A 22,489-nucleotide genomic window follows, 5' to 3' on the forward strand; every position below is an offset into this window, starting at 1 on the left:
GCAAACTATAGTGTGCTACTTACCGGTGACATATCAAAAACGCGAGAGTCGCAATTAATTAAAAAGAAAGATGATTTACAAAGTACCGTTTTGATAAGCCCACACCACGGCAGTGACAGCTCCTCGAGTGACGAGTTTATTAAGGCAGTAAACCCAACGATTGTGATTCATTCAAGTGCCTATCAAGGTCAGTGGCAATTTCCAAGTAAAGCGGTAGTTGAGCGTTACAATAAAATAAACGCCAAACAATATAGCACCGGTGATGTAGGACAAGTTAGAGTTGATTTTTATGCTAAGCACCTTGAGCTTACTACAGCTAGGGCGCAGGAAAGTTATTGGTTTATCAAAGATTGACGTTTTGTTTTGCTGTTGCTAAGGATACAATAGAGGCTGTCAGTGGTTTTAGAGAGTGTTATGGATCAAAGTACTACACAAATTTATAAACGGCTTGTTTCTTACGTTGGTGCCTATAAGTCGGTTGCCATCGTCGCAATTATTGGAATGATAGGTTATTCAGGTATGGATGCATTATTCATCCAACTGATGAAGCCGTTTATCGATGAAGGTTTAAATGAGCGTAATAGTCAGGTACTTACTTATGCGCCATTTGTGGTTATTGCGTTGGTGATCGGGCGTGGCGTATTTAATTTTATGTCATCGTACTGTTTAAGCTATGTTGGTTCGCAGGTAGTGCGTGCGCTTCGCCAAGAACTATTTGAGCATATATTACATTTGCCAGTATCGTTTCATGATAAAAACTCGACTGGCGACCTTATTTCAAAAATTACCTTTGATACAGAGCAAGTACAGCAAGCGATTACCAAAGCATTGCTTATTGTAGTTCGTGAAGGCGCTTTTGTGGTGTTTTTACTTGCAGTTATGTTTTATACCAGCTGGCAATTATCGTTAATCTTTTTAGTTATTATTCCATTAGTGGCTATTATTGTGGCGGTGGTATCTAAACGTTTTCGTCATATATCTAAAAATATTCAGTCTGCGATGGGGCAAGTTACCCGCAGCTCAGAGCAAATGCTCAGTGGTCACAAAGTGATCCACGGTTTTGGTGGTCAAACTCAAGAAATCGATCAATTTTCTAAAATTAATAATCATAATCGCCAGCAACGTATCAAAATGGATGCGACTAAGGCGTTAAGTGTCTCTATCATTCAAATTTTAGCCGCCAGTGCAATGGCCGTTATTTTATGGGTGGTGTCTATGCCCTCAATGATAGACAGTATTAGCTCTGGGGATTTTGTAGTGCTCATTTCTTCGATGATGATGTTACTACGCCCGTTAAAACAGCTTGCCAATGTGAACAGCGATTTACAACGCGGTATTTCAGCTGCGCAGAGTGTATTTTTAGTGCTAGATGAAGAAATAGAAAAAGACACGGGCACCTTATCGGTTGATAAAGTTAAAGGTCATATTGAGGTAAAAAATGTCACCTTTAAATACCCAACCAAAGACGAGCCGGTATTAAATAATTTGTCTATGACTATTAAAGCGGGCGAGAGCATTGCGCTTGTTGGCCGCTCAGGCTCGGGTAAATCCACCATATCAAACTTATTACCTCGCTATTATGATTTAGAAGCGCCCAGTGAAATATTACTGGATGGTATTGCTTTAAATGAATATAAGCTCACCGATTTACGTCGTCAATTTGCTTTAGTATCGCAGCAAGTGGTGCTTTTTAATGAAACGATTGCAAATAATATTTGTTATGGCCTCCAACGCGATGTATCGATGGAAGAGCTTCATGCTGTGGCTAAACAAGCTCATGTGTGGGAGTTTGTTAAAGATTTACCGGAGCAACTTAACACTATGGTTGGTGAAAATGGGGTGATGCTTTCAGGTGGTCAGCGTCAACGTATCGCGATTGCTCGCGCAATATTAAAAGATGCACCAATTTTAATTTTAGATGAAGCGACCTCGGCGCTGGATACTGAATCAGAAAAACTCATTCAACATGCCCTCGATACATTAATGAAAGACAAAACGTCTATTGTAATTGCGCATAGGTTATCGACTATTGAAAATAGTGACCGCATTTATGTAATAGACAGTGGTCAAGTTATTGAAAGTGGTACCCATACAGATTTACTTGCTAACGATGGCACTTATTCTGCGTTATGCAAAATGCAGTTTGGTGAGCAAGGGTGAGTAAAATAGAGCAAAGCTGGTATAAACCTTTTAGCTTAATTACGTTATTGCTATTACCACTGTCCGCTATTTTTGGCTGTATTTCTTTGCTGCGTAGATATTGCTATAAGTTTGGCATTTTTAAATCGTTTATCAGCAAAACACCGGTTATTGTGGTTGGTAATATAAGCGTTGGCGGTAATGGTAAAACCCCATTTGTATTATGGCTGCATGATCACTTAATCGCCCAAGGTTTATCCGTTGGTTTAATTAGTCGAGGTTACGGCGGGCAAGCAACTCATTACCCGTTATTGGTTACTGCACAAACGACTACACGAGAGGCTGGTGATGAGCCGGTGCTTTTATTTAACCGTTTACAGTGCCCATTAGTGGTTGGCCCTAATAGGCAACACAATATAGAAAAGCTCAACGCAAACTTTAAGCTTGATGTGATCATTTCTGATGATGGCATGCAGCATTACAAAATGGCACGCAGCATAGAATGTTGTATTGTTGATAGCGAAAGAAAATTTGGTAATGGTTTGCTAATGCCCGCAGGGCCACTGCGCGAAACCGTCTCTCGATTAAAGAGCGTAGACGTAGTAATTGAAAATGGCTCTGAGGGTGAGTTTAGTTATCGCTTGCAGCCATCGGTTATTAAACGCGTTGCCGATAACACGGATATAACGACGCCTTTAAAGGCTGCGCATGCGGTGAGTGCTATTGGTAACCCAGGTCGTTTTGAGGCTTCACTGCAAGCACAAGGTATTAAATTACTGTCTACACATCATTTTCGCGATCATTATGCTTATAGCGCTGATGATTTCGCTCAATTTGGCGATGACTGTGTATTAATGACAGAAAAAGATGCGGTTAAATGCCGTGATTTTGCAAAGCCTAATTGGTATTACCTGCCTGTTGATGCTCAACCAACAGCGGCGGTAATAAACACATTAAATTTACTATTAAAAGAAAAAGGGATCCATCATGGCCTTTGATACGAAGTTACTCGAAATTATTGCTTGCCCCGTGTGTAAAGGTAAGTTGCGCTTTGATAAAGAAAACCAAGAGCTGATAAGTACAGCTGCAAAGCTTGCTTATCCTGTACGCGATGATATTCCAGTATTACTTGAAAATGAAGCCCGAGAATTGTCTCTTGAAGAGGTAGAAAAGTGGAATTCGTAGTAGTTATTCCTGCGCGTTACGCTTCTACTCGTTTGCCAGGTAAGCCACTTGCTGATATTTGTGGCAAGCCAATGATCCAACATGTCTATGAAAAAGCGTGTTTGTCGGGAGCGAGTAAAGTGGTTATTGCCACCGATCATCAAAAAGTATTTGATGCGGCTAAACACTTTACCAATGATGTATTGATGACTCGAGAGGATCATCAATCAGGGACTGAACGGTTAGCAGAAGTCGTTGATTTACTAAATTTATCAGAAGATACTATCGTAGTTAATGTGCAGGGCGATGAACCATTATTATCCCCTGATAACGTGTCACAAGTGGCTACATTATTAGCGCAATCAACCGCGCCTATGGCAACCCTAAGTGTTGCCATTGAAGAGCGTGATGAGGTGTTTAACCCTAACGCGGTTAAAGTGGTCAGCGATATTAATAAAAATGCTTTGTACTTTTCAAGAGCCAGCATTCCATTTGATAGAAGTGCTATGATGGCAGAGCAGCAACCACTTAATTTAGCGCCTTTTCAACGCCATGTGGGTATTTACGCGTATCGCGCAGGGTTTATAAAGCAATATATTCAATTATCGGTATCACCATTAGAAGTTTTAGAATCACTAGAGCAGCTAAGGGTGCTTTACCATGGCTATGCGATTAAAATAGAGCAAACGCTGGTGACCCCTCATGCTGGGGTTGATACACCAGAGGATTTAGCTAAAGTCGTTGCGCATATTCAAAGTAAAGCGCGTGAATAAAGCAGATACGCCTGTGTTAAAGGTGCAATACACGCACGATGATTTTTATATTATAACTAAACCTGCAGGGCTTAATTTTCATTCAGAAGAAAGCCCTGGTTTTGTGTTTCTTGCTGAGCAACAACTAAACGAAAAATTGTTTGCGGTTCATCGTCTAGACAAAGTGACTTCAGGGCTGATCATATTAGCGCGGCATAAAGACGCTGCGGCAAAGTTTACCCAGATGTTTACTGAGCATACTATTAATAAATTTTATTTAGCTGTAAGTGATTCTAAGCCTAAAAAAAAGCAAGGCTGGGTTAAAGGTGATATGGCTAAGTCTCGCCGTGGCACGTATAAATTATTAAACTCACAGAGTAACCCCGCTATTACACGTTTTTATTCGTTTAGCTTTAAAAGCGGTTTTAGAGCTTACCTATTAAAACCCTATTCGGGAAAAACCCATCAGCTTAGGGTGGCATTAAAGAGTATAGGTGCCGCTATATTAGGCGATGCTAGTTATTCTGGGAGTGCCGCTGATCGCACCTATTTGCATGCATTTGCGTTGGACTTTGAGTGGGCTGGGGAACAAATACAACACACTCTGTTGCCAGAGTGTGGAGTGGAATATGCGCAATTAATTAAACATCAAGATTTTGATTCTTGGCAAACGCCTTGGAAATTGGATTGGTAAATGAGTGAACAAGTAACTGATATCCGCTTTGGTGGTATTAAACGACTATATGGTCAACAGCAATTTGAATGGTTACAACAGGCACATTTCTGTGTTGTTGGTATAGGTGGCGTAGGCAGCTGGACTGCAGAAGCATTAGCGCGCACCGGCGTGGGCAAAATTACTCTAATAGATTTAGATGATATATGCGCAACCAATGTTAATCGTCAAATTCATGCGTTAACAGGCACTATTGGGGAAGCAAAAGTGGACGCCATGAAGGCACGCTGCGAGCTTATCAACCCTGAGTGTATAGTTAATGTTATTGATGACTTTATTACCCTTGATAATATTCAAGAACATATTCAAGGTTTTGATTATTTAATAGATTGTATAGATGCTGTAAAAGAAAAAGCGGCGTTAATCGCGCACTGTAAGCGTAATAAAATGCCTATAATTACCACGGGCGGTGCAGGTGGGCAAACTGATCCAAGTCAAATTACATTTGGAGATGTGGCAAAAACGACTCAAGATCCATTGCTTGCAAAGGTGCGCTATATTTTGCGTAAGCAGTATAATTTCAGCTCTAATCCAAAACGTAAATTTAATATTGACTGTGTGTATTCAACAGAGCAGCTTGTTTATCCTGGCAGTGATGGCAGTGTGTGCCATGCGAAACAAAATGCAGATGGCAGTATGAATATGGATTGTAATAATGGCTTTGGCTCAGTGACGATGATCACCGGTAGTTTTGGTTTTTTTGTTGCCGCTAAAGCGGTTCGAAAATACTTAGACAAGCGTGCGCGTCTAAATACTTAGATAAAGTGTTTTGGTTTAATAGTATTTAAAAAGCGCTTAAAGCGCTTTTTGTTTGGCCATGGTTTGTATTGTTTCAACCATGGCTTTTACTCCATTACCCCTTGACGCACTCAAATGACTGATTAAGCCAAGCTTTTCAAATTCATCATAAGCATTTACTGCTAACACTTCTTCGGGTGTTAAACCGTTATACAGGGCTAAAATTAACGCTAATAATCCTTTTACTATGCGAGTATCAGAGTCTCCAATTACAACCAGTGCATTCTCGGTTAGGTCAAACTCGACAAACATCCATACTTTACTCTCACAGCCTGGCACTAACGCATCATCTGTTTTTAATATATTGGCTAAAGGTGGCAGCGTTTTACCGAGTAACATAATTTCACGGTACTTTTGTTGCCAGCTACTACTGCTTTGAATACTTTTAGTTACGAGTTGATATGTGTGTGTCATTATTTATCCAAATTAGTCTAATAAAGCAATGCATTCTTTGAGTGCGGCAATAAATTGGTCTACATCTTTAGTCGTATTATAAAAAGCAAAACTCGCTCTCAGTGAGCCATTTAGGTCTAAATGACTCATTAAAGGTTGGGTACAATGATGACCACTTCGTACAGCAACACCATAGCCGTCAAGTAAAGTTGACAGATCATAAGGATGTTCATTTTTATAATTAAAGCAAAGTGTGCCAATATTCGATTTGAGATTGCTGTAGATAATAATACCGTCTATTTTGCTCAATGCGTTCGCTGCATAAATAAACAACTGCTGTTCATAGTGCTGTAATGTTTGCAGATCAAGCGCCATTAAATACTCAAGTGCAGCGCCAAAACCTAAAACGCCGGCTATATTTGGCGTTCCTGCTTCAAATTTAGCAGGAGCGTCACGATAAGTACTGTGCGTTAAGGTTACTTTCTCAATCATTTCACCGCCTGTTTGATAAGGCGATAGTGCATTTAGGGTTGTATAACGGCCATATAAACCGCCTAGCCCTGTTGGCCCCACCATTTTATGAGCAGAAAACACGTAAAAATCACAATCGAGCTTTTTTAAATCCGGTCTTAAATGCAGCGCCCCTTGTGCGCCATCCACTAAGGTTAGCGCACCTACCGCCTTCGCTGAGGCTATTAAGGGGGCTAAATCAGTAATATTGCCTAGTGCATTAGAGGCGTGAGTAATAGCCAGTAGTGCAGGGTTGGTGCGCTTAATCACTTCACAACACTGTGCTATATCAAATGTAGCATCTGCGTTAAGTGGTAAAGTTTTTAATGTTGCCCCGGTTTGCGCTGCCAGTTCTTGCCACGGCACGATATTAGCGTGGTGTTCGATTGGGCTAATTAAAATAGTGTCAGCAGCTGTTAATGTATTTCTTAAACCATGAGCAACTAAGTTAATCGCTTCAGTGGCGCCTTTGGTCCAGACAATTTCGCTACTGGTTACCTGAAAATAATCGGCAACGCGTTGACGTACTTGCTCATAAGCCGCTGTAGCTTGCTCACTCAGCGTATGACGTCCGCGATGAACATTTGCATTCTGTAAGGTGTAAAACTCTGTGGTAGCGTCAATCACGCATTGTGGTTTTTGTGTTGTTGCTGCTGAGTCTAAATAAACCAAAGGGTAGCCATTGATTGTCTGATTTAGAGTAGGAAAGTCATTACGGATTTTTTTAGGATCAAACGAGGACACAGACATAGGCTCATAAAGTTAATCAAGTGGGCAGGAATTGTAATCTGTTTAAGATAATTCTCAAGTAACATGTAATAAAAAAGGCCGCAGAGGCGGCCTTTTAAACTAACTTAATGCTTAGCGCTTGTCAGTTGCTTTATAATCACGGTGTGTTTCACCTGTGTAAAGCTGACGTGGACGGCTGATCTTGTGGCCAGGTTGAGAAAGCATCTCGTCCCAGTGTGAGATCCAACCTACAGTACGTGCCATTGCAAAGATTACAGTGAACATGCTGGTAGGGATGCCGATTGCTTTTAAGATAATACCTGAGTAGAAATCTACATTAGGGTAAAGTTTCTTCTCAACAAAGTACGGGTCTTCAAGTGCAATTTGCTCTAGTTTCATTGCGATATCAAGTAATGGATCTTGAATGTTTAGCTCTGCTAACACTTCATGACATGTTTGACGCATTACTGTTGCACGAGGATCGAAGTTTTTGTAAACACGGTGTCCAAAGCCCATAAGACGGAACGGGTCCGCTTTATCTTTTGCTTTTGCTACGTATTCGTCAATGCGATCAACTGAGCCAATTTCTTCTAACATGTTTAAACATGCTTCGTTAGCACCGCCGTGAGCAGGGCCCCAAAGTGATGCAATACCAGCAGCAATACATGCATAAGGGTTAGCACCAGAAGAACCTGCTAAACGTACTGTAGACGTTGATGCATTTTGCTCATGGTCAGCATGAAGCATGAAGATTTTATCCATTGCTTTAGCTGTGACAGGGTTTACTTTGTATTCTTCAGCAGGCACAGAGAACATCATGTGTAAGAAGTTTTCTGCATAGCTTAAGTCATTGCGTGGGTATACAAATGGTTGACCGATGTTTGTTTTGTACGCCATTGCTGCAATTGTTGGTAACTTAGCAACTAATTTAATAGCGCTTGTTTTACGTTGAACTGCATCAGTGATATCCAGATCTTCATGGTAGAAAGAAGATAAAGCACCAACCACACCACATAGCATCGCCATAGGGTGAGCGTCAAAACGGAAACCTTGGAAGAAGTTTGCGATTTTTTCATCTAGCATAGTGCTACGAGTGATTTTTGTAGCGAAATCATCGTATTGCTCTTTAGTTGGTAACTCACCATTTAATAGTAAGTAGCATAACTCAACGTAGTTAGAGCTTTCTGCTAACTGTTCGATTGGGTAACCACGGTGTAATAAAACACCCTTGCCACCATCGATGTAAGTGATGGTAGATTCACAAGAACCAGTCGACATGAAACCTGGGTCATAAGTAAAGTGACCATGTGAGCCGAGTGTACGTACGTCAATTACATCTTGGCCAGCAGTACCTTGATAAATTGGAAGTTCGATTGGATCTAGCCCATCAATATGGACTGTGGCTTTCTTATCTGCCATCTATGTATCTCCTATTAAGATAACTATTCTGATTTTTATATTCTAAAATCTATTCTAAGCACATCTTTACATTTTAACGTGAAAGAGGGGTATAAAGTCAATTTTTATAAGTATTATGCACATATGTATAATAAATATTCGGTATAGATTGAATATTATACCATTGGCTAATTCGCAAACGACTCAAAGTAAACAAGAATTGTAAAAGAGTCTCCGGCTATATATACTAACGGAGGTTTTTAACCAATTTGTATTTGGGTAAACTTTTTTTTACATAATAATTTTCATAAAAAGTGAACTTTATTAGTATCAATACGTTTATTTTGATAGTTCCACCAGAAACATTTGGTGGGTTTTAGAAAAACAAGTAGATGAGCCCCACTGCGGGCAAGATGGGCAAGTAACTGTGAAAAAGCAAAGACCTGTAAATCTAGATCTAACAACTATATCTATGCCGGCAACGGCTAAAGCTTCAATTTTTCACCGCGTCACCGGTGTTGCATTATTTTTTGCTTTAACGTTTGTCATTTGGGCTTGGTCAGAGTCTCTTTCTTCAGCTGAAGGTTTTGAATTCGTCAAGAGTCTGTTTAACGGATTCATTGCCAAATTTATAGCTTGGGGCACCCTTTCTGTATTGGGTTATCACCTTATCGGTGGTATCCGTCACATTATTATGGATATGGGGCATTGGGAAGAACTTGAATCAGGCAATACTAGCGCTAAAATTGCGATGGCACTTGGCGTTGTGTTTGCTGTATTGGCAGGGGTGTGGATATGGTCTTAAATCAAGCAACTCTTAAACGTGATGGCGTACAAGATTTTGTATCTTTACGCACAACGGCATTAATAATCAGCGCGTATGCAATCTTTATTATTGGCTATTTTTTAGCAATGCCAGAAGTCACATATGAAGCCTGGACAGGCCTATTCTCAAACCTAGCAATGAAAGGGGCAACGTTAATCACCCTAGTTTGCATTATGGTTCATACCCGTATCGGCCTTTGGCAGGTTCTTACCGACTATGTAAAGAACGCTAAATTGCGTGCTTTTTTAGGCTTTGTACTAAACCTAATGGCTGTTGCTTACGTAGCTGTGGGTTTAATCGTTTTATGGGGTGTTTAAGTGAAATATTCTGTTCGTGAATTTGACGCCGTAGTAATTGGTGCCGGTGGTGCAGGTATGCGCGCTGCTCTTGCTATTACTGAATCTGGCAAAACATGTGCGCTAATCTCTAAAGTTTTCCCGACACGCTCACACACTGTATCTGCTCAAGGCGGTATTACAGTAGCGTTAGGTAACTCGCATGAAGATAACTGGGAATGGCATATGTATGATACCGTTAAAGGTTCCGATTTTATCGGTGACCAAGACGCTATCGAATACATGTGTCAAACTGGCCCAGAAGCTATTACTGAATTAGAAAACATGGGCTTACCATTTTCGCGTTTTGAAAATGGCCGTGTTTACCAACGTCCTTTCGGTGGTCAATCGAAAAACTTTGGTGGTGAACAGGCTGCGCGTACTGCAGCAGCAGCTGACCGTACGGGTCATGCATTATTACACCTTCTTTATCAACAAAACGTTAAAAACAAAACCAATGTATTCTCAGAATGGTATGCACTTGATTTAGTTAAAAACGATAATGGCGATGTAGTAGGCTGTACAGCGATTGAAATTGAAACAGGTGAAATCACTTTCTTCAAATCAAAAGCAGTTGTGTTAGCGACAGGTGGTGCAGGTCGTATTTTCGCATCAACAACCAATGCTCACATCAATACCGGTGACGGTGTTGGTATGGCTGCACGTGCTGGTATTTCTATGCAAGACATGGAAATGTGGCAGTTCCACCCGACAGGTATAGCTGGCGCTGGTACGCTAGTAACTGAAGGTTGTCGTGGTGAAGGTGGTTATCTTTTAAATAAAGATGGCGAACGCTTCATGGAACGTTATGCACCAAATGCTAAAGATTTAGCGTCTCGTGACGTTGTTGCTCGTTCAATGATGACAGAAATTCGTGAAGGTCGTGGTTGTGATGGTCCTTGGGGTCCTCACCTTAAGTTGAAACTTGACCACTTAGGCGAAGAAACGCTTAACTTACGTCTTCCAGGTGTATGTGATCTTGCTAAAACATTTGCTCACGTTGACCCTGCAAAAGAACCGATTCCAGTTATCCCAACATGTCACTACATGATGGGTGGTGTGCCAACAAACGTAAATGGTCAAGTACTTAATATCGATGCTGCTGGCAACGAAAAAGTAGTACAAGGTTTATTTGCTGTTGGTGAGATTGCCTGTGTATCTGTACATGGTGCTAACCGCTTAGGTGGTAACTCATTACTTGACTTAGTTGTATTTGGCCGTGCAGCAGGTAACTTCTTAGGTAAATACCTAAATGACGTTGAAATTTCTAAAGCAGCTTCAGAGTCTGACCTAGAAGCGTCTCTTGCGCGCTTTAACCGTTGGGAAAACTCAACAGCTGGTCAAGGCGAAGACCCAGTTCAAATCAAGAAAGACCTACAACAATGTATGCAGCTTAACTTCTCGGTATTCCGTGAAGGTGACTCAATGGCTACAGGTCTTACTGAACTTAAAGAAATCCGTGAACGTTTACAGCACGCGCGTCTTGATGACAAATCATCAGACTTTAACACCATGCGTATTGAATGTTTAGAACTAGACAACTTAATGGAAACAGCTTACTCAACTGCAGTAGCTGCAAACTTCCGTACTGAAAGCCGTGGCGCACACTCTCGCTTTGACTTCCCAGATCGTGATGACGAAAACTGGTTATGTCACTCAGTATTTAATCCGGTAACGGATGAAATGAGCAAGCGTAAAGTAAACTACGAGCCTAAAACACGTGAAGCTTTCCCACCTAAAGCACGTACCTACTAGGAGCGAGACGATGGCACAAGTACAATTTTCAGTTTATCGTTACAATCCGGATGTTGATAACGCACCTCGTATGCAAGATTACACTTTGCAAACTGAGGAAGGCCAAGACATGATGGTATTGGATGCACTTTTACTATTAAAAGAGCAAGATCCTACACTATCGTTTCGTCGTTCATGCCGTGAAGGCGTGTGTGGTTCAGACGGCGTAAACATGAATGGTAAGAACGGTTTAGCATGTATTACTCCTTTATCTACGCTGCAAAAAAATGGCAAAGGTAAAATCGTAGTGCGTCCATTACCTGGACTTCCTGTTGTTCGAGACCTTGTTATTGACATGAGTCAGTTCTACACTCAATACGAAAAAGTAAAACCGTATCTAATTAATGATGAGCCTGCTGCAGGTGAACGTCTTCAATCTATCGAAGAACGTGATAAATTAGATGGGCTTTACGAGTGTATTTTATGTGCATGTTGTTCTACATCGTGTCCTTCTTTCTGGTGGAATCCAGATAAGTTTATAGGTCCAGCAGGCCTTCTTCATGCTTACCGTTTCTTAGCTGATAGCCGAGACACAGCAACAGAAGAGCGTTTAGCTGACTTAGACGATGCATTCAGTGTGTTCCGTTGCCACAGTATCATGAACTGTGTTAGCGTTTGTCCTAAGGGTCTTAATCCGACCAAAGCAATTGGACAAATAAAATCTATGTTATTAAACCGCTCGGTTTAATTTCTAGTAGACGAAAGATGGCTAATAATTTATTAGCCATCTTGTTATATAACTATTAATTTCTGCGCTAAAAAAAAGGGCTTATAAATGCACGAAGGTGTGATGAAGGCATGGCTAGAATCTTCACATTTAAACGGCGGTAACGTTGCTTATGTTGAAGAGCTTTATGAAGCGTATTTAGACGATGCGACTTCGGTGCCAGAAGAATGGCGAGAAGTGTTCGAACAGTTACCAAAAGTAGATGGTGTGGATGTTGAAGTAAAACATTCAGAAGTTCGTTCACAATTTGCGGCGCTTGCTAAAAACAAGCATAGAGAAGTAGTGGTAGCAGAGGGCAGTGGTGGCGACCTTAAACAGGTTAAAGTACTGCAACTTATTAATGCTTTCCGTTTTCGTGGACACCAAAATGCAAACCTAGATCCACTAGGTATTTGGCAACGAGAACGTGTACGAGATTTAGAGCTAGAGTACCACGACTTATCGGATGCTGACTTTGACCGCGAATTTAACGTAGGATCGTTTGCCGTTGGCCGCGATACTATGCCTTTAGGTGAGTTATACCAAGCACTAAAAACCACTTACTGTGGTTCTATTGGCGCCGAGTATATGCACATCACATCAACAGAAGAAAAGCGTTGGTTACAACAGCGTTTAGAGTCTGTTCAGTCTAGGCCAAAATTTGATAAAAATGAAAAGCTACGAATCCTCAAGGGATTAACGGCGGCTGATGGTCTTGAAAAATATTTAGGGGCTAAGTTCCCGGGTGCTAAGCGTTTCTCACTTGAAGGTGGCGATGCGTTAGTGCCTATGTTAAAAGAGCTTATTCACCGCGCGGGTGAAAGTGGCCAAAAAGAAGCCGTTATTGGTATGGCTCACCGCGGTCGCTTAAATGTTCTTGTTAATGTGCTAGGCAAAAATCCATCAGAACTTTTTGATGAGTTTGCTGGCAAGCACAAAGAAACGTTAAGCTCAGGTGATGTTAAATATCACATGGGTTATTCATCAGATTTCGCGACTAAAGGTGGCAACGTGCACATGGCACTTGCGTTTAACCCGTCGCATTTAGAAATCGTAAACCCGGTGGTTATGGGCTCTGTGCGTGCACGTCTTGATCGTCTTAATGACAAAACAGGCAGCAAAGCACTTCCAATCACTATCCACGGCGACTCAGCAATTGCAGGTCAGGGTGTTGTTCAAGAAACGTTTAACTTATCGCAAACTAATGCATTTAGTTGTGGCGGTAGTATTCGTATTGTTGTTAATAACCAAGTTGGTTTTACAACAAGTAAAAAAGACGATGTACGCTCAACTGATTACTGTACTGATATCGCAAAAATGGTTCAATCGCCAATTTTCCACGTAAACTCTGACGATCCTGAAGCGGTTGCTTTTGTAACGCAACTCGCGCTTGATTTTAGAAATCAGTTTAAACGTGACGTTGTGATTGACCTTGTTTGTTACCGTCGCCATGGTCATAACGAAGCTGATGAGCCTAACGCTACCCAGCCAATTATGTACCAAAAAATTAAAAAACACCCAGTACCTCGTTTAATCTACGCGGATCAGCTGATTTCTGAAGGTTCTTTCACAGAAGATGAAGTGAAAGCACTTGCTGATGATTACCGTAATGGTTTAGACGATGGCAACTGTGTAGTTGAAGAAATACAGCCAGAAACATCACACTCTTCAGATTGGGCTAAGTATGTAGGCCATGAATGGAGTGTTGATTACGATGCTAGCGTTTCGGTAGAAAAGCTTAAAGAACTTGGTAACATAGTTGCAAGTTACCCAGAAGAGTACAAAGCACAATCTCGTGTTAAAAAAATATACGATGATCGTAAAGCAATGGCTGCTGGCGAAAAACCACTTGATTGGGGTATGGCAGAAACTCTAGCGTATGCAACTATTGCAGCTGAAGGCACTGATATTCGTCTAACTGGACAAGATTCAGGCCGTGGTACCTTCTTCCACCGTCATGCGGTTGTTCATAGTCAAAAAGATGGTGCAACGTATTTACCATTACAGAACCTTAGTGAAGACCAAGGTACGTTTGAAGTTTTTGATTCGGTACTGTCTGAAGAAGCGGTATTAGCATTTGAATATGGTTATGCAACTGCAGAGCCGACTTCATTAGTATTGTGGGAAGCACAATTTGGTGATTTCGCTAATGGTGCACAGGTGGTATTTGACCAGTTCTTAAGTTCAGGTGAGCAAAAGTGGGGTCGCTTATGTGGCTTAACGTGTTTGTTACCTCATGGCTATGAAGGTCAGGGTCCAGAGCACAGCTCGGCTCGTCTAGAACGCTTTTTACAGCTTTGTGCTGATCACAACATGCAAGTGTGTGTACCATCAACACCGGCACAAGTGTACGCAATGTTACGTCGTCAATCAGTTAGACCACTGCGTCGTCCATTGATTGTAATGACACCGAAATCGTTATTACGTCATCCATTAGCAACATCGACACTTGAAGAGTTATCTGAAGGTGTGTTCCACAACATCATTGATGAAATTGATGAGATTGATGCTAAGAAAGTAGAACGTGTTGTATTTTGTAGCGGCAAAGTTTACTACGAACTATTACAAGAGCGTCGTAAACTTGAGCAAGACAATATTGCAATTGTTCGTGTTGAACAGCTTTATCCGTTCCCACATGACGAAATGAAAGCAATTATTGAACGCTACCAGCACGTTACTGATTTTGTGTGGTGTCAGGAAGAGCCGCAAAACCAAGGCGCTTGGTACTGCTCACAACATCACTTTGTTGATGCAATTCCTCAAGGTGCAAAATTGAAATATGCAGGTCGTAAGGCGTCAGCATCTCCTGCATGTGGATATATGTCAGTACATACTAAAGAACAACAAGCGCTCGTTGCCGACGCGCTTACTATAGAAAAGAAAGGATAAGCAATGAGCACAGAAATTAAAGTTCCTGTTCTTCCTGAGTCGGTTGCAGATGCTTCCGTTGCTACATGGCATGTAAGTGTTGGCGACAAAGTAAGCCGTGACCAAAACTTAGTAGATATTGAAACAGACAAAGTGGTTTTAGAAGTGGTTGCACAAAATGACGGTGTGATCACTGAAATTTCACAAGAAGAAGGTGCTACGGTACTTGGTGACCAAGTGATCGGTTTAATTGGTGATGCGCAAGAAGCATCACCAAGTAAAGAGTCAAAAGAAGATAGCTCAGCATCAGAAAAATCAGAAGACGCGCCGGCGGCGCAATCAGCACCAGCATCAGAAGGTAAAGAAGTGGATATTAAAGTACCTGTACTTCCAGAATCAGTTGCAGATGCAACAATTGCTACTTGGCATGTTCAACCAGGTGACGCGGTAACACGCGACCAAAACTTGGTTGATATTGAAACAGATAAAGTTGTACTTGAAGTGGTTGCCCAAGAAGACGGCGTTATGGGTGAAATCATTCATGACGAAGGCGACACTGTTCTTGGTGAGCAAGTAATTGGTAAAGTAAAAGCAGGCGCTGCACCCGCTAAATCTGACGCTAAAGCGGACGCACCAGCAGCCAAAGAAGAAAGTTCAAGCGAGAGTTCAGATGTGTTAACGCCATCAGTTCGTCGTTTAATTGCTGAGAAAGGCCTTGATGCATCAAAAATCAAAGGTTCAGGCAAAAATGGTCGTGTGACTAAAGAAGATGTTGATCAATTCTTAAAATCACCTGCGCCAGCGGCAAAAGCAGAAGCAGCGCCAGCAGCACCTATCGGTGACCGTACACAAAAACGTGTGCCTATGACACGTTTACGTAAAACCATTGCGAATCGTCTTCTTGAAGCGAAAAACTCTACTGCAATGTTAACTACATTTAACGAAGTTAACATGAAGCCAATCATGGATCTTCGTAAGCAGTACCAAGAAGTATTTGAAAAGCGCCACGGTATCCGTTTAGGTTTCATGTCTTTCTACGTGAAAGCAGTGACTGAAGCGTTAAAGCGTTTCCCAGATGTAAATGCATCAATTGATGGCGATGATATTGTTTACCACAACTATTTCGACATCAGCATTGCTGTTTCTACACCTCGTGGCTTAGTAACACCTGTACTTAAAGACTGTGACAAGCTATCTGTTGCAGAAATCGAAAAGGGGATTCGTGAGCTAGCGCTTAAAGGTCGTGATGGTAAGTTAACGCTTGACGATATGACCGGCGGTAACTTCACTATCACCAACGGTGGTGTATTCGGTTCGTTACTATCTACTCCAATTATTAACTTACCGCAGTCTTCAATTTTGGGTATGCACAAAATCCAAGATCGTCCAATGGCTGTAAACGGTAAAGTTGAAATCTTACCTATGATGTACTTAGCGTTATCTTACGATCACCGCCAAATCGATGGTAAAGAATCAGTTGGCTTCTTAGTAACAATTAAAGAGTTACTTGAAGATCCAACACGTTTACTGCTGGATGTTTAATTAAGTAGTATGAAATATAAGCTGTGAGTTAAAATCACAGCTTTTTTTTTGTGCCTATGGTCATACTGGGGTTTTCATGTAGCGCCATCAGATCTATACTAGGCACGCAATTTGGGATAGTTGTTTATTTGCATAAATATTCAACTCTTTTAATATAAAAAATTGGATAAAGCATCATGAATTTGCATGAGTATCAGGCAAAACAACTTTTTGCCGAATATGGTTTACCAGTTTCTCAAGGTTTCGCTTGCGATACACCTGAAGAAGCTGCAGCAGCTGCTGAAAAGATTGGCGGCGATATGTGGGTTGTTAAAACTCAGGTTCACGCAGGTGGACGTGGTAAAGCTGGCGGTGTAAAGCTAGTTAAAACTATTGACGAAGTTAAAGCGTTTGCAGCTAACTGGTTAGGTAAAAACCTAGTTACTTACCAAACAGACGAGAAAGGCCAGCCAGTTGCTAAAATTTTAGTAGAAAGCTGTACTGACATCGCTAACGAACTGTACCTAGGTGCTGTTGTTGACCGTGCTTCTCGTAAAGTTGTGTTCATGGCGTCTACTGAAGGCGGCGTTGAAATTGAAACTGTTGCTGAAGAAACACCAGAACTTATCCACAAAGCTGAGATCGATCCATTAGTAGGTCCTCAAGCTTACCAAGCACGTGAGCTTGGTTTTAAATTGGGTCTTAACCCAACACAAATGAAACAGTTCGTTAAGATCTTTATGGGTCTTGGCAACATGTTCAACGATTTCGATTTCGCATTACTTGAAATCAACCCACTAGTAATAACAGATGAAGGTAACCTTCACTGTCTAGATGGTAAAATTGGTATCGATGGTAATGCACTTTACCGTCAACCTAAAATCCGTGAAATGCACGATCCATCTCAAGAAGATGCACGTGAAGCTCACGCAGCAAGCTTCGAGCTTAACTACGTAGCCCTAGATGGTAACGTAGGTTGTATGGTTAACGGTGCAGGCCTAGCAATGGGTACTATGGACATCGTAAACCTACACGGTGGCAAGCCAGCTAACTTCCTAGATGTTGGTGGCGGCGCGACTAAAGAACGTGTTTCTGAAGCATTCAAAATCATCCTTTCAGATGACAACGTTAAAGCTGTTTTAGTTAACATCTTCGGCGGAATCGTTCGTTGTGACATGATTGCAGAAGGCATCATTGGCGCAGTTAAAGAAGTAGGTGTAACAGTACCAGTAGTTGTACGTTTAGAAGGTACTAATGCTGAATTAGGCCGTGAAGTACTTGCTAAGTCTGATCTTAACATCATTGCTGCTGAATCATTAACAGACGCGGCTGAAAAAGTTGTTGCTGCTGCGGAGGGCAAATAATGTCTGTATTAATCAATAAAGATACAAAAGTTATCTGTCAAGGTTTCACTGGTGGTCAAGGTACTTTCCACTCAGAGCAAGCGCTTGAGTACGGTACACAAATGGTTGGTGGTGTAAGCCCAGGTAAAGGCGGTCAAACGCACCTTGGTCTTCCAGTATTTAACACAGTACGTGATGCTGTAGAAGCAACTGGCGCAACTGCATCAGTTATCTACGTACCGGCACCTTTTTGTAAAGATGCAATCTTAGAAGCAATCGATGCGGGCATCGAGCTAATTGTTTGTATCACTGAAGGTATTCCTACACTTGATATGGTTGACGTTAAAGTTAAACTAGATCAAACAGGTACACGTATGATCGGTCCTAACTGTCCAGGTGTTATCACTCCTGGTGAGACTAAGATTGGTATCATGCCTGGTCACATCCACAAGCCTGGTAAAGTAGGTATTGTTTCTCGCTCTGGTACTTTAACGTACGAAGCGGTTAAGCAAACTACAGATGCTGGTTTTGGTCAGTCTACGTGTGTTGGTATTGGTGGTGACCCAATTCCAGGTACTAACTTTATCGACGTTTTAGAAATGTTCGAAAAAGACGACCAAACTGAAGCAATCGTAATGATTGGTGAAATTGGTGGTACTGCAGAAGAAGAAGCTGCAGAGTACATTAAAGCTAACGTAACTAAACCTGTTGTTTCTTACATTGCTGGTGTTACTGCACCAGAAGGTAAGCGTATGGGTCACGCTGGCGCAATCATCGCAGGCGGTAAAGGTACTGCTGATGAGAAATTTGCTGCATTAGAAGCTGCGGGCGTAAAAACTGTACGTTCACTGGCTGATATCGGTAAAGCACTTAAAGAAAAAACAGGCTGGTAATCAGCGGTTACTCTTTAAAAAAAGGCTCGCAATTGTGAGCCTTTTTGTTATCTATGACTAGAGCGTATTGCCTTAATCTTAAAACGGGTAACTAATATGCTGAAAAAATCTCAGAGATAAATCTTGGCGCTGCTTATTTATAGCTAATTCATCACAGAATGCATGAACGGTTTTCTCTACTTGGTTCATAAAGCGACCATAGCCAATTTCATGTTTGTTATGTGCGGCGGCAACAATCACAAAATGTAGCGTCTCTACGAGTTTATTTTCATCAAAAAATACTTTTATTTGTGGCGCTGAATCTTCTATATCAAAACTAATTTTTTGTAACTCACCATTTCCCTCATTTCTATCCACTTCACTATTACGAATTATTGGCATTGCCCCATTGGCAACCATCGCTGCATGGGTGAGTTTATTATCTTCACAAAGTTGACTAAATAACTGTGAAAAGTGGCTATAAAACGGCTTATAAGTTTGGCTGTTAATCTCACTTTGAAACTGCGTTTTAATATTACGAGTTATCGGTATCGAAAAAGTGACATAGGTCATTTCTGCGTGTGTGCTTGGTATCTCGCATTGTCTTGATTGATAACGAGGATATAAACTTCTTAATTTATAACCGTAACTTTCTTTATTGCCTTTTTCTTTAGCGAATAAATCATAGGTCAAATGCTGATGATCACGTAATTTAAAGCTTGGTTGCTCTACAAATAATTGCTGTTGTAAAAGATCCAAAACTTTTTGTACATTATTATGGAATTGGGCGGAGTGAGCGCGAATATCATCCCCAGTGGCTAAAAACAGTAAGCGAATCTTTTTGCTTTGCTGATCTTCGGTGTAATGAAGTTTATGTGCTTCATGGTAACGAGGATTATAGAAAAACAACATTTGCTTATCGGTTTCAAGTTGATAAGACTCATCATGAAATCGCACGACCGGCAGTTTATCATTGGCGAGTAAATGCACATTGTGAAGTTCATATTCATCACAAGCGGCAAATAGTTGGCGAGCAATACGCTGATAACACGCATTAATATTACTAAAGCTCTTATAAAACTCATCGTTTGGCGTGATTTCAGCTAATAAATAATGGTTTGCTCTAGCATTGCTTGGTATATAAACACGGTGTTGATTTAATGAAGCCATCTTTCGTTCCTGTAAGTTGGGTTTATTTTTGTACTATAAAGTGCTTTGATGACTTAAATATTGCGCTAAAACAAATTTTGTTCATAAACTATCCCTTATTAAACAAACTTTGTTAATTACCAGCATAAACCCGTATCTATTACTGTATGTTACGCTTGGTTTTTGTAATAATGCATTAGTTTTGTTATCACGCAATATACAGAGGTTTATACTCCTATGGCGGAAATCGAGAATCGCCCAAGTAACTTTATTAGAACCCGAATTGATGAAGATTTAGCAAGTGGAAAACATGCCACAACGCATACCCGTTTTCCACCAGAACCAAATGGCTTTTTACATATTGGCCATGCAAAATCAATTTGCCTAAATTTTGGTATCGCCAAAGACTATAACGGTTTATGTAACCTTCGTTTTGACGATACAAACCCAGAAAAAGAAGATATTAACTATGTTAATTCAATTAAAGAAGACGTACAGTGGTTAGGGTTTAATTGGGATGGTGAGATTAAATATTCGTCAAACTATTTTGATGTGCTTTACGGCTATGCAGTTGAGTTAATTGAAAAAGGTTTAGCGTATGTGTGTTTTTTAACTGCCGATCAAGCGCGTGAATACCGTGGCACATTAAAAGAGCCAGGTAAGAATAGCCCTTATCGCGATACCTCGGTTGAAGAAAACCTCGCATTATTTGAAAAGATGCGCAATGGTGAATTTAAAGAAGGTGAATGTGTTCTACGTGCTAAAATTGATATGGCCAGCTCATTTATGGTGCTGCGCGATCCAATTATTTACCGCGTTCGTTTTGCACATCATCACCAAACAGCTGATAAATGGTGCATTTACCCAATGTACGACTTCACGCATTGTATTTCTGATGCGCTAGAAGGTATAACACATTCATTATGTACCTTAGAATTCCAAGATAACCGTCGTCTTTACGACTGGGTTCTTGATAATATCAGCCTTGAATGCCACCCACAGCAAATTGAATTTTCACGGTTAAACCTTGAATACACAATTATGTCAAAGCGTAAGCTTAATGACTTAGTGGTAAATAACAAGGTAGAAGGGTGGGATGACCCGCGTATGCCAACGATTGCGGGTCTTCGTCGTCGAGGTTATACACCGGCTTCAATTCGTGAGTTTTGTTTACGTATTGGTATTACTAAACAAGAAAATATGGTTGAAATGGGTATGCTTGAAGCGTGTATCCGTGATGATTTAAACGAAAATGCACCGCGTGCGATGGCTGTACTTGATCCGGTTAAAATCGTGATTGAGAATTATCAAGCCGACACTGTTGAAACATTGTCTGTTGCTAATCACCCAAATAAAGAAGAAATGGGTCGTCGTGATGTGCCTTTTACCCGTGAAATTTTTATTGAACGTGAAGATTTCCGCGAAGAAGCAAACAATAAGTTCAAACGTTTAGTACTTGATAAAGAAGTACGCTTACGTGGCGCTTATGTAATTAAAGCAGATCGTGTTGAAAAAGATGATAACGGTGAAATTACCACTATTTACTGTACTTACGATCCTGAAACATTGGGTAAAAACCCAAGCGATGGGCGTAAGGTAAAAGGGGTGATTCATTGGGTGTCAGCACCTGAGTCAGTGACGGCGGAAGTACGTTTATATGACCGTTTATTCAGTGTGCCTAATCCTGCTGCAGCAGAAGATTTTGAAAGCACATTAAACCCAGAGTCGTTAGTTGTTATTAATAATGCAAAACTAGAACCTTCACTGGAAAATTCACAGCCTGCGCAAGGTTTCCAGTTTGAGCGTACTGGTTACTTCTCTCGTGATAGTAAATCTGAGAATGTGGTATTTAATCAAACTGTGGGTCTGCGCGACTCATGGGCTAAAATAGATCAGAAGTAATTCTGTTCTATTTTAGACACAAAAAAACCTGCTTTTAGCAGGTTTTTTTATGCAATCAATAAAAATTAACTGTTGTTTTGTGCAAACGCCTTACATGCGTCTTTATCTTCACACTCACCGTATAGGTAAAGAGAGTGGTTAGTTAGCTTAATACCGTTTTCTTCAGCAATCTCGAGTTGACGACGTTCAATTAAGTCATCTTCAAACTCAACAACCTTGCCACACTTTAAACACACTAAATGGTCATGGTGAGTACTGCCAGAAAGTTCAAATACAGACTTGCCACCTTCAAAATGATGACGGCTAACAATACCCGCATCATCAAATTGATTTAAAACACGGTAAACAGTCGCAAGACCAATTTCTTCGCCTAGATCCAATAAAACCTTGTAAACATCTTCAGCGCTTATGTGTTGGTTATCTGGAGATTGAAGAATCTCTAAAATTTTAATACGCGGTAAAGTTACCTTTAGCCCGGCTTTTTTAAGTTCCAAGTTATGATCAGTCATTAAATCTGTCTCAATTTTATTTAGTTATACTAGACATCTTGCAAGATG

The 22,489-nt window shown here is 40.9% G+C and carries 21 protein-coding genes; 16 read left to right on the forward strand and 5 right to left on the reverse strand.

Going from position 1 to position 22,489, the window contains the following annotated elements:
• The 7 genes from ACTRWE_RS09915 to tcdA form a co-directional block, all read left to right on the forward strand.
• The coding region (locus ACTRWE_RS09915) for a ComEC/Rec2 family competence protein (protein ID WP_462879932.1) at nt 1-354 on the forward strand (354 nt) is incomplete at its 5' end.
• 60 nt (nt 355-414) lie between these two features.
• Entirely contained in the window at nt 415-2,160 is a 1,746-nt protein-coding gene (msbA, locus tag ACTRWE_RS09920) for a lipid A export permease/ATP-binding protein MsbA (RefSeq protein ID WP_350653633.1), read from the forward strand.
• Entirely contained in the window at nt 2,157-3,137 is a 981-nt protein-coding gene (gene lpxK / locus ACTRWE_RS09925) for a tetraacyldisaccharide 4'-kinase (protein ID WP_013465020.1), read from the forward strand. The genes msbA and lpxK overlap by 4 nt, the downstream gene beginning before the upstream one ends.
• Nucleotides 3,127-3,324, forward strand: coding sequence for a Trm112 family protein (locus tag ACTRWE_RS09930; protein ID WP_008112074.1), 198 nt, complete (start codon nt 3,127-3,129; stop codon nt 3,322-3,324). Before lpxK ends, ACTRWE_RS09930 begins: the two co-directional genes overlap by 11 nt.
• Entirely contained in the window at nt 3,312-4,076 is a 765-nt protein-coding gene (gene kdsB, locus ACTRWE_RS09935; RefSeq protein ID WP_013465019.1) for a 3-deoxy-manno-octulosonate cytidylyltransferase, read from the forward strand. Before ACTRWE_RS09930 ends, kdsB begins: the two co-directional genes overlap by 13 nt.
• Nucleotides 4,069-4,749 (forward strand): TIGR01621 family pseudouridine synthase, encoded by a 681-nt coding sequence (locus ACTRWE_RS09940; RefSeq protein ID WP_016900375.1) that lies wholly within the window; start codon nt 4,069-4,071, stop codon nt 4,747-4,749. The genes kdsB and ACTRWE_RS09940 overlap by 8 nt, the downstream gene beginning before the upstream one ends.
• Complete coding sequence (gene tcdA / locus ACTRWE_RS09945) at nt 4,750-5,547, forward strand: tRNA cyclic N6-threonylcarbamoyladenosine(37) synthase TcdA (protein ID WP_013465017.1); 798 nt, start codon at nt 4,750-4,752, stop codon at nt 5,545-5,547.
• A 36-nt stretch (nt 5,548-5,583) separates the two neighbouring features.
• On the opposite strand, the gene ACTRWE_RS09950 is transcribed toward tcdA, so the two are convergent.
• The 3 genes from ACTRWE_RS09950 to ACTRWE_RS09960 form a co-directional block, all read right to left on the reverse strand.
• Nucleotides 5,584-6,000 carry a SufE family protein gene (locus ACTRWE_RS09950; protein WP_013465016.1) on the reverse strand — a complete coding sequence of 139 codons (417 nt, stop codon included), beginning with the start codon at nt 5,998-6,000 and terminating at the stop codon, nt 5,584-5,586.
• Between the two features lie 12 nt (nt 6,001-6,012).
• Entirely contained in the window at nt 6,013-7,239 is a 1,227-nt protein-coding gene (locus tag ACTRWE_RS09955; RefSeq protein WP_013465015.1) for an aminotransferase class V-fold PLP-dependent enzyme, read from the reverse strand.
• 111 nt (nt 7,240-7,350) lie between these two features.
• Nucleotides 7,351-8,637 (reverse strand): citrate synthase, encoded by a 1,287-nt coding sequence (locus ACTRWE_RS09960; RefSeq protein WP_013465014.1) that lies wholly within the window; start codon nt 8,635-8,637, stop codon nt 7,351-7,353.
• A 406-nt stretch (nt 8,638-9,043) separates the two neighbouring features.
• On the opposite strand from ACTRWE_RS09960, the gene sdhC reads away from it, so the two are divergent.
• The 8 genes from sdhC (at nt 9,044) to sucD (ending at nt 18,902) form a co-directional block, all read left to right on the forward strand.
• Nucleotides 9,044-9,421, forward strand: a complete 378-nt coding sequence (sdhC, locus tag ACTRWE_RS09965; RefSeq protein WP_076916082.1) for a succinate dehydrogenase, cytochrome b556 subunit — start codon at nt 9,044-9,046, stop codon at nt 9,419-9,421.
• Nucleotides 9,412-9,759, forward strand: a complete 348-nt coding sequence (gene sdhD, locus ACTRWE_RS09970) for a succinate dehydrogenase, hydrophobic membrane anchor protein (protein WP_013465012.1) — start codon at nt 9,412-9,414, stop codon at nt 9,757-9,759. The genes sdhC and sdhD overlap by 10 nt, the downstream gene beginning before the upstream one ends.
• The gene (gene sdhA / locus ACTRWE_RS09975; RefSeq protein WP_013465011.1) at nt 9,760-11,532 is read left to right on the forward strand and encodes a succinate dehydrogenase flavoprotein subunit; all 1,773 of its coding nucleotides are present in this window, start codon (nt 9,760-9,762) and stop codon (nt 11,530-11,532) included.
• 10 nt (nt 11,533-11,542) lie between these two features.
• Nucleotides 11,543-12,259, forward strand: a complete 717-nt coding sequence (locus ACTRWE_RS09980) for a succinate dehydrogenase iron-sulfur subunit (RefSeq protein ID WP_008112091.1) — start codon at nt 11,543-11,545, stop codon at nt 12,257-12,259.
• An 87-nt stretch (nt 12,260-12,346) separates the two neighbouring features.
• Complete coding sequence (sucA, locus tag ACTRWE_RS09985; protein WP_064662497.1) at nt 12,347-15,166, forward strand: 2-oxoglutarate dehydrogenase E1 component; 2,820 nt, start codon at nt 12,347-12,349, stop codon at nt 15,164-15,166.
• A 3-nt stretch (nt 15,167-15,169) separates the two neighbouring features.
• Nucleotides 15,170-16,687, forward strand: a complete 1,518-nt coding sequence (odhB, locus tag ACTRWE_RS09990) for a 2-oxoglutarate dehydrogenase complex dihydrolipoyllysine-residue succinyltransferase (RefSeq protein WP_138686938.1) — start codon at nt 15,170-15,172, stop codon at nt 16,685-16,687.
• Nucleotides 16,688-16,863: 176 nt separating this feature from the next.
• A complete protein-coding gene (sucC, locus tag ACTRWE_RS09995; protein WP_008464053.1) occupies nt 16,864-18,030 on the forward strand; it encodes an ADP-forming succinate--CoA ligase subunit beta in 1,167 nt (388 codons plus the stop codon).
• Nucleotides 18,030-18,902 carry a succinate--CoA ligase subunit alpha gene (sucD, locus tag ACTRWE_RS10000; protein WP_024603036.1) on the forward strand — a complete coding sequence of 291 codons (873 nt, stop codon included), beginning with the start codon at nt 18,030-18,032 and terminating at the stop codon, nt 18,900-18,902. Before sucC ends, sucD begins: the two co-directional genes overlap by 1 nt.
• A 78-nt stretch (nt 18,903-18,980) precedes the next feature.
• Here sucD and ACTRWE_RS10005 read toward each other — a convergent pair whose 3' ends face one another.
• Nucleotides 18,981-20,051 carry a DUF3083 family protein gene (locus tag ACTRWE_RS10005; protein ID WP_008112101.1) on the reverse strand — a complete coding sequence of 357 codons (1,071 nt, stop codon included), beginning with the start codon at nt 20,049-20,051 and terminating at the stop codon, nt 18,981-18,983.
• Between the two features lie 216 nt (nt 20,052-20,267).
• Here ACTRWE_RS10005 and glnS point away from each other — a divergent pair, with 216 nt between their 5' ends.
• A complete protein-coding gene (glnS, locus tag ACTRWE_RS10010; RefSeq protein WP_462879933.1) occupies nt 20,268-21,932 on the forward strand; it encodes a glutamine--tRNA ligase in 1,665 nt (554 codons plus the stop codon).
• Between the two features lie 65 nt (nt 21,933-21,997).
• Here glnS and fur read toward each other — a convergent pair whose 3' ends face one another.
• On the reverse strand, nt 21,998-22,441 hold the full coding sequence (gene fur, locus ACTRWE_RS10015) for a ferric iron uptake transcriptional regulator (protein WP_010390113.1): 444 nt from the start codon (nt 22,439-22,441) through the stop codon (nt 21,998-22,000).
• Between the last annotated feature and the right edge of the window lie 48 nt (nt 22,442-22,489).

Source organism: Pseudoalteromonas sp. G5_S1_54_S4 (assembly GCF_054968565.1).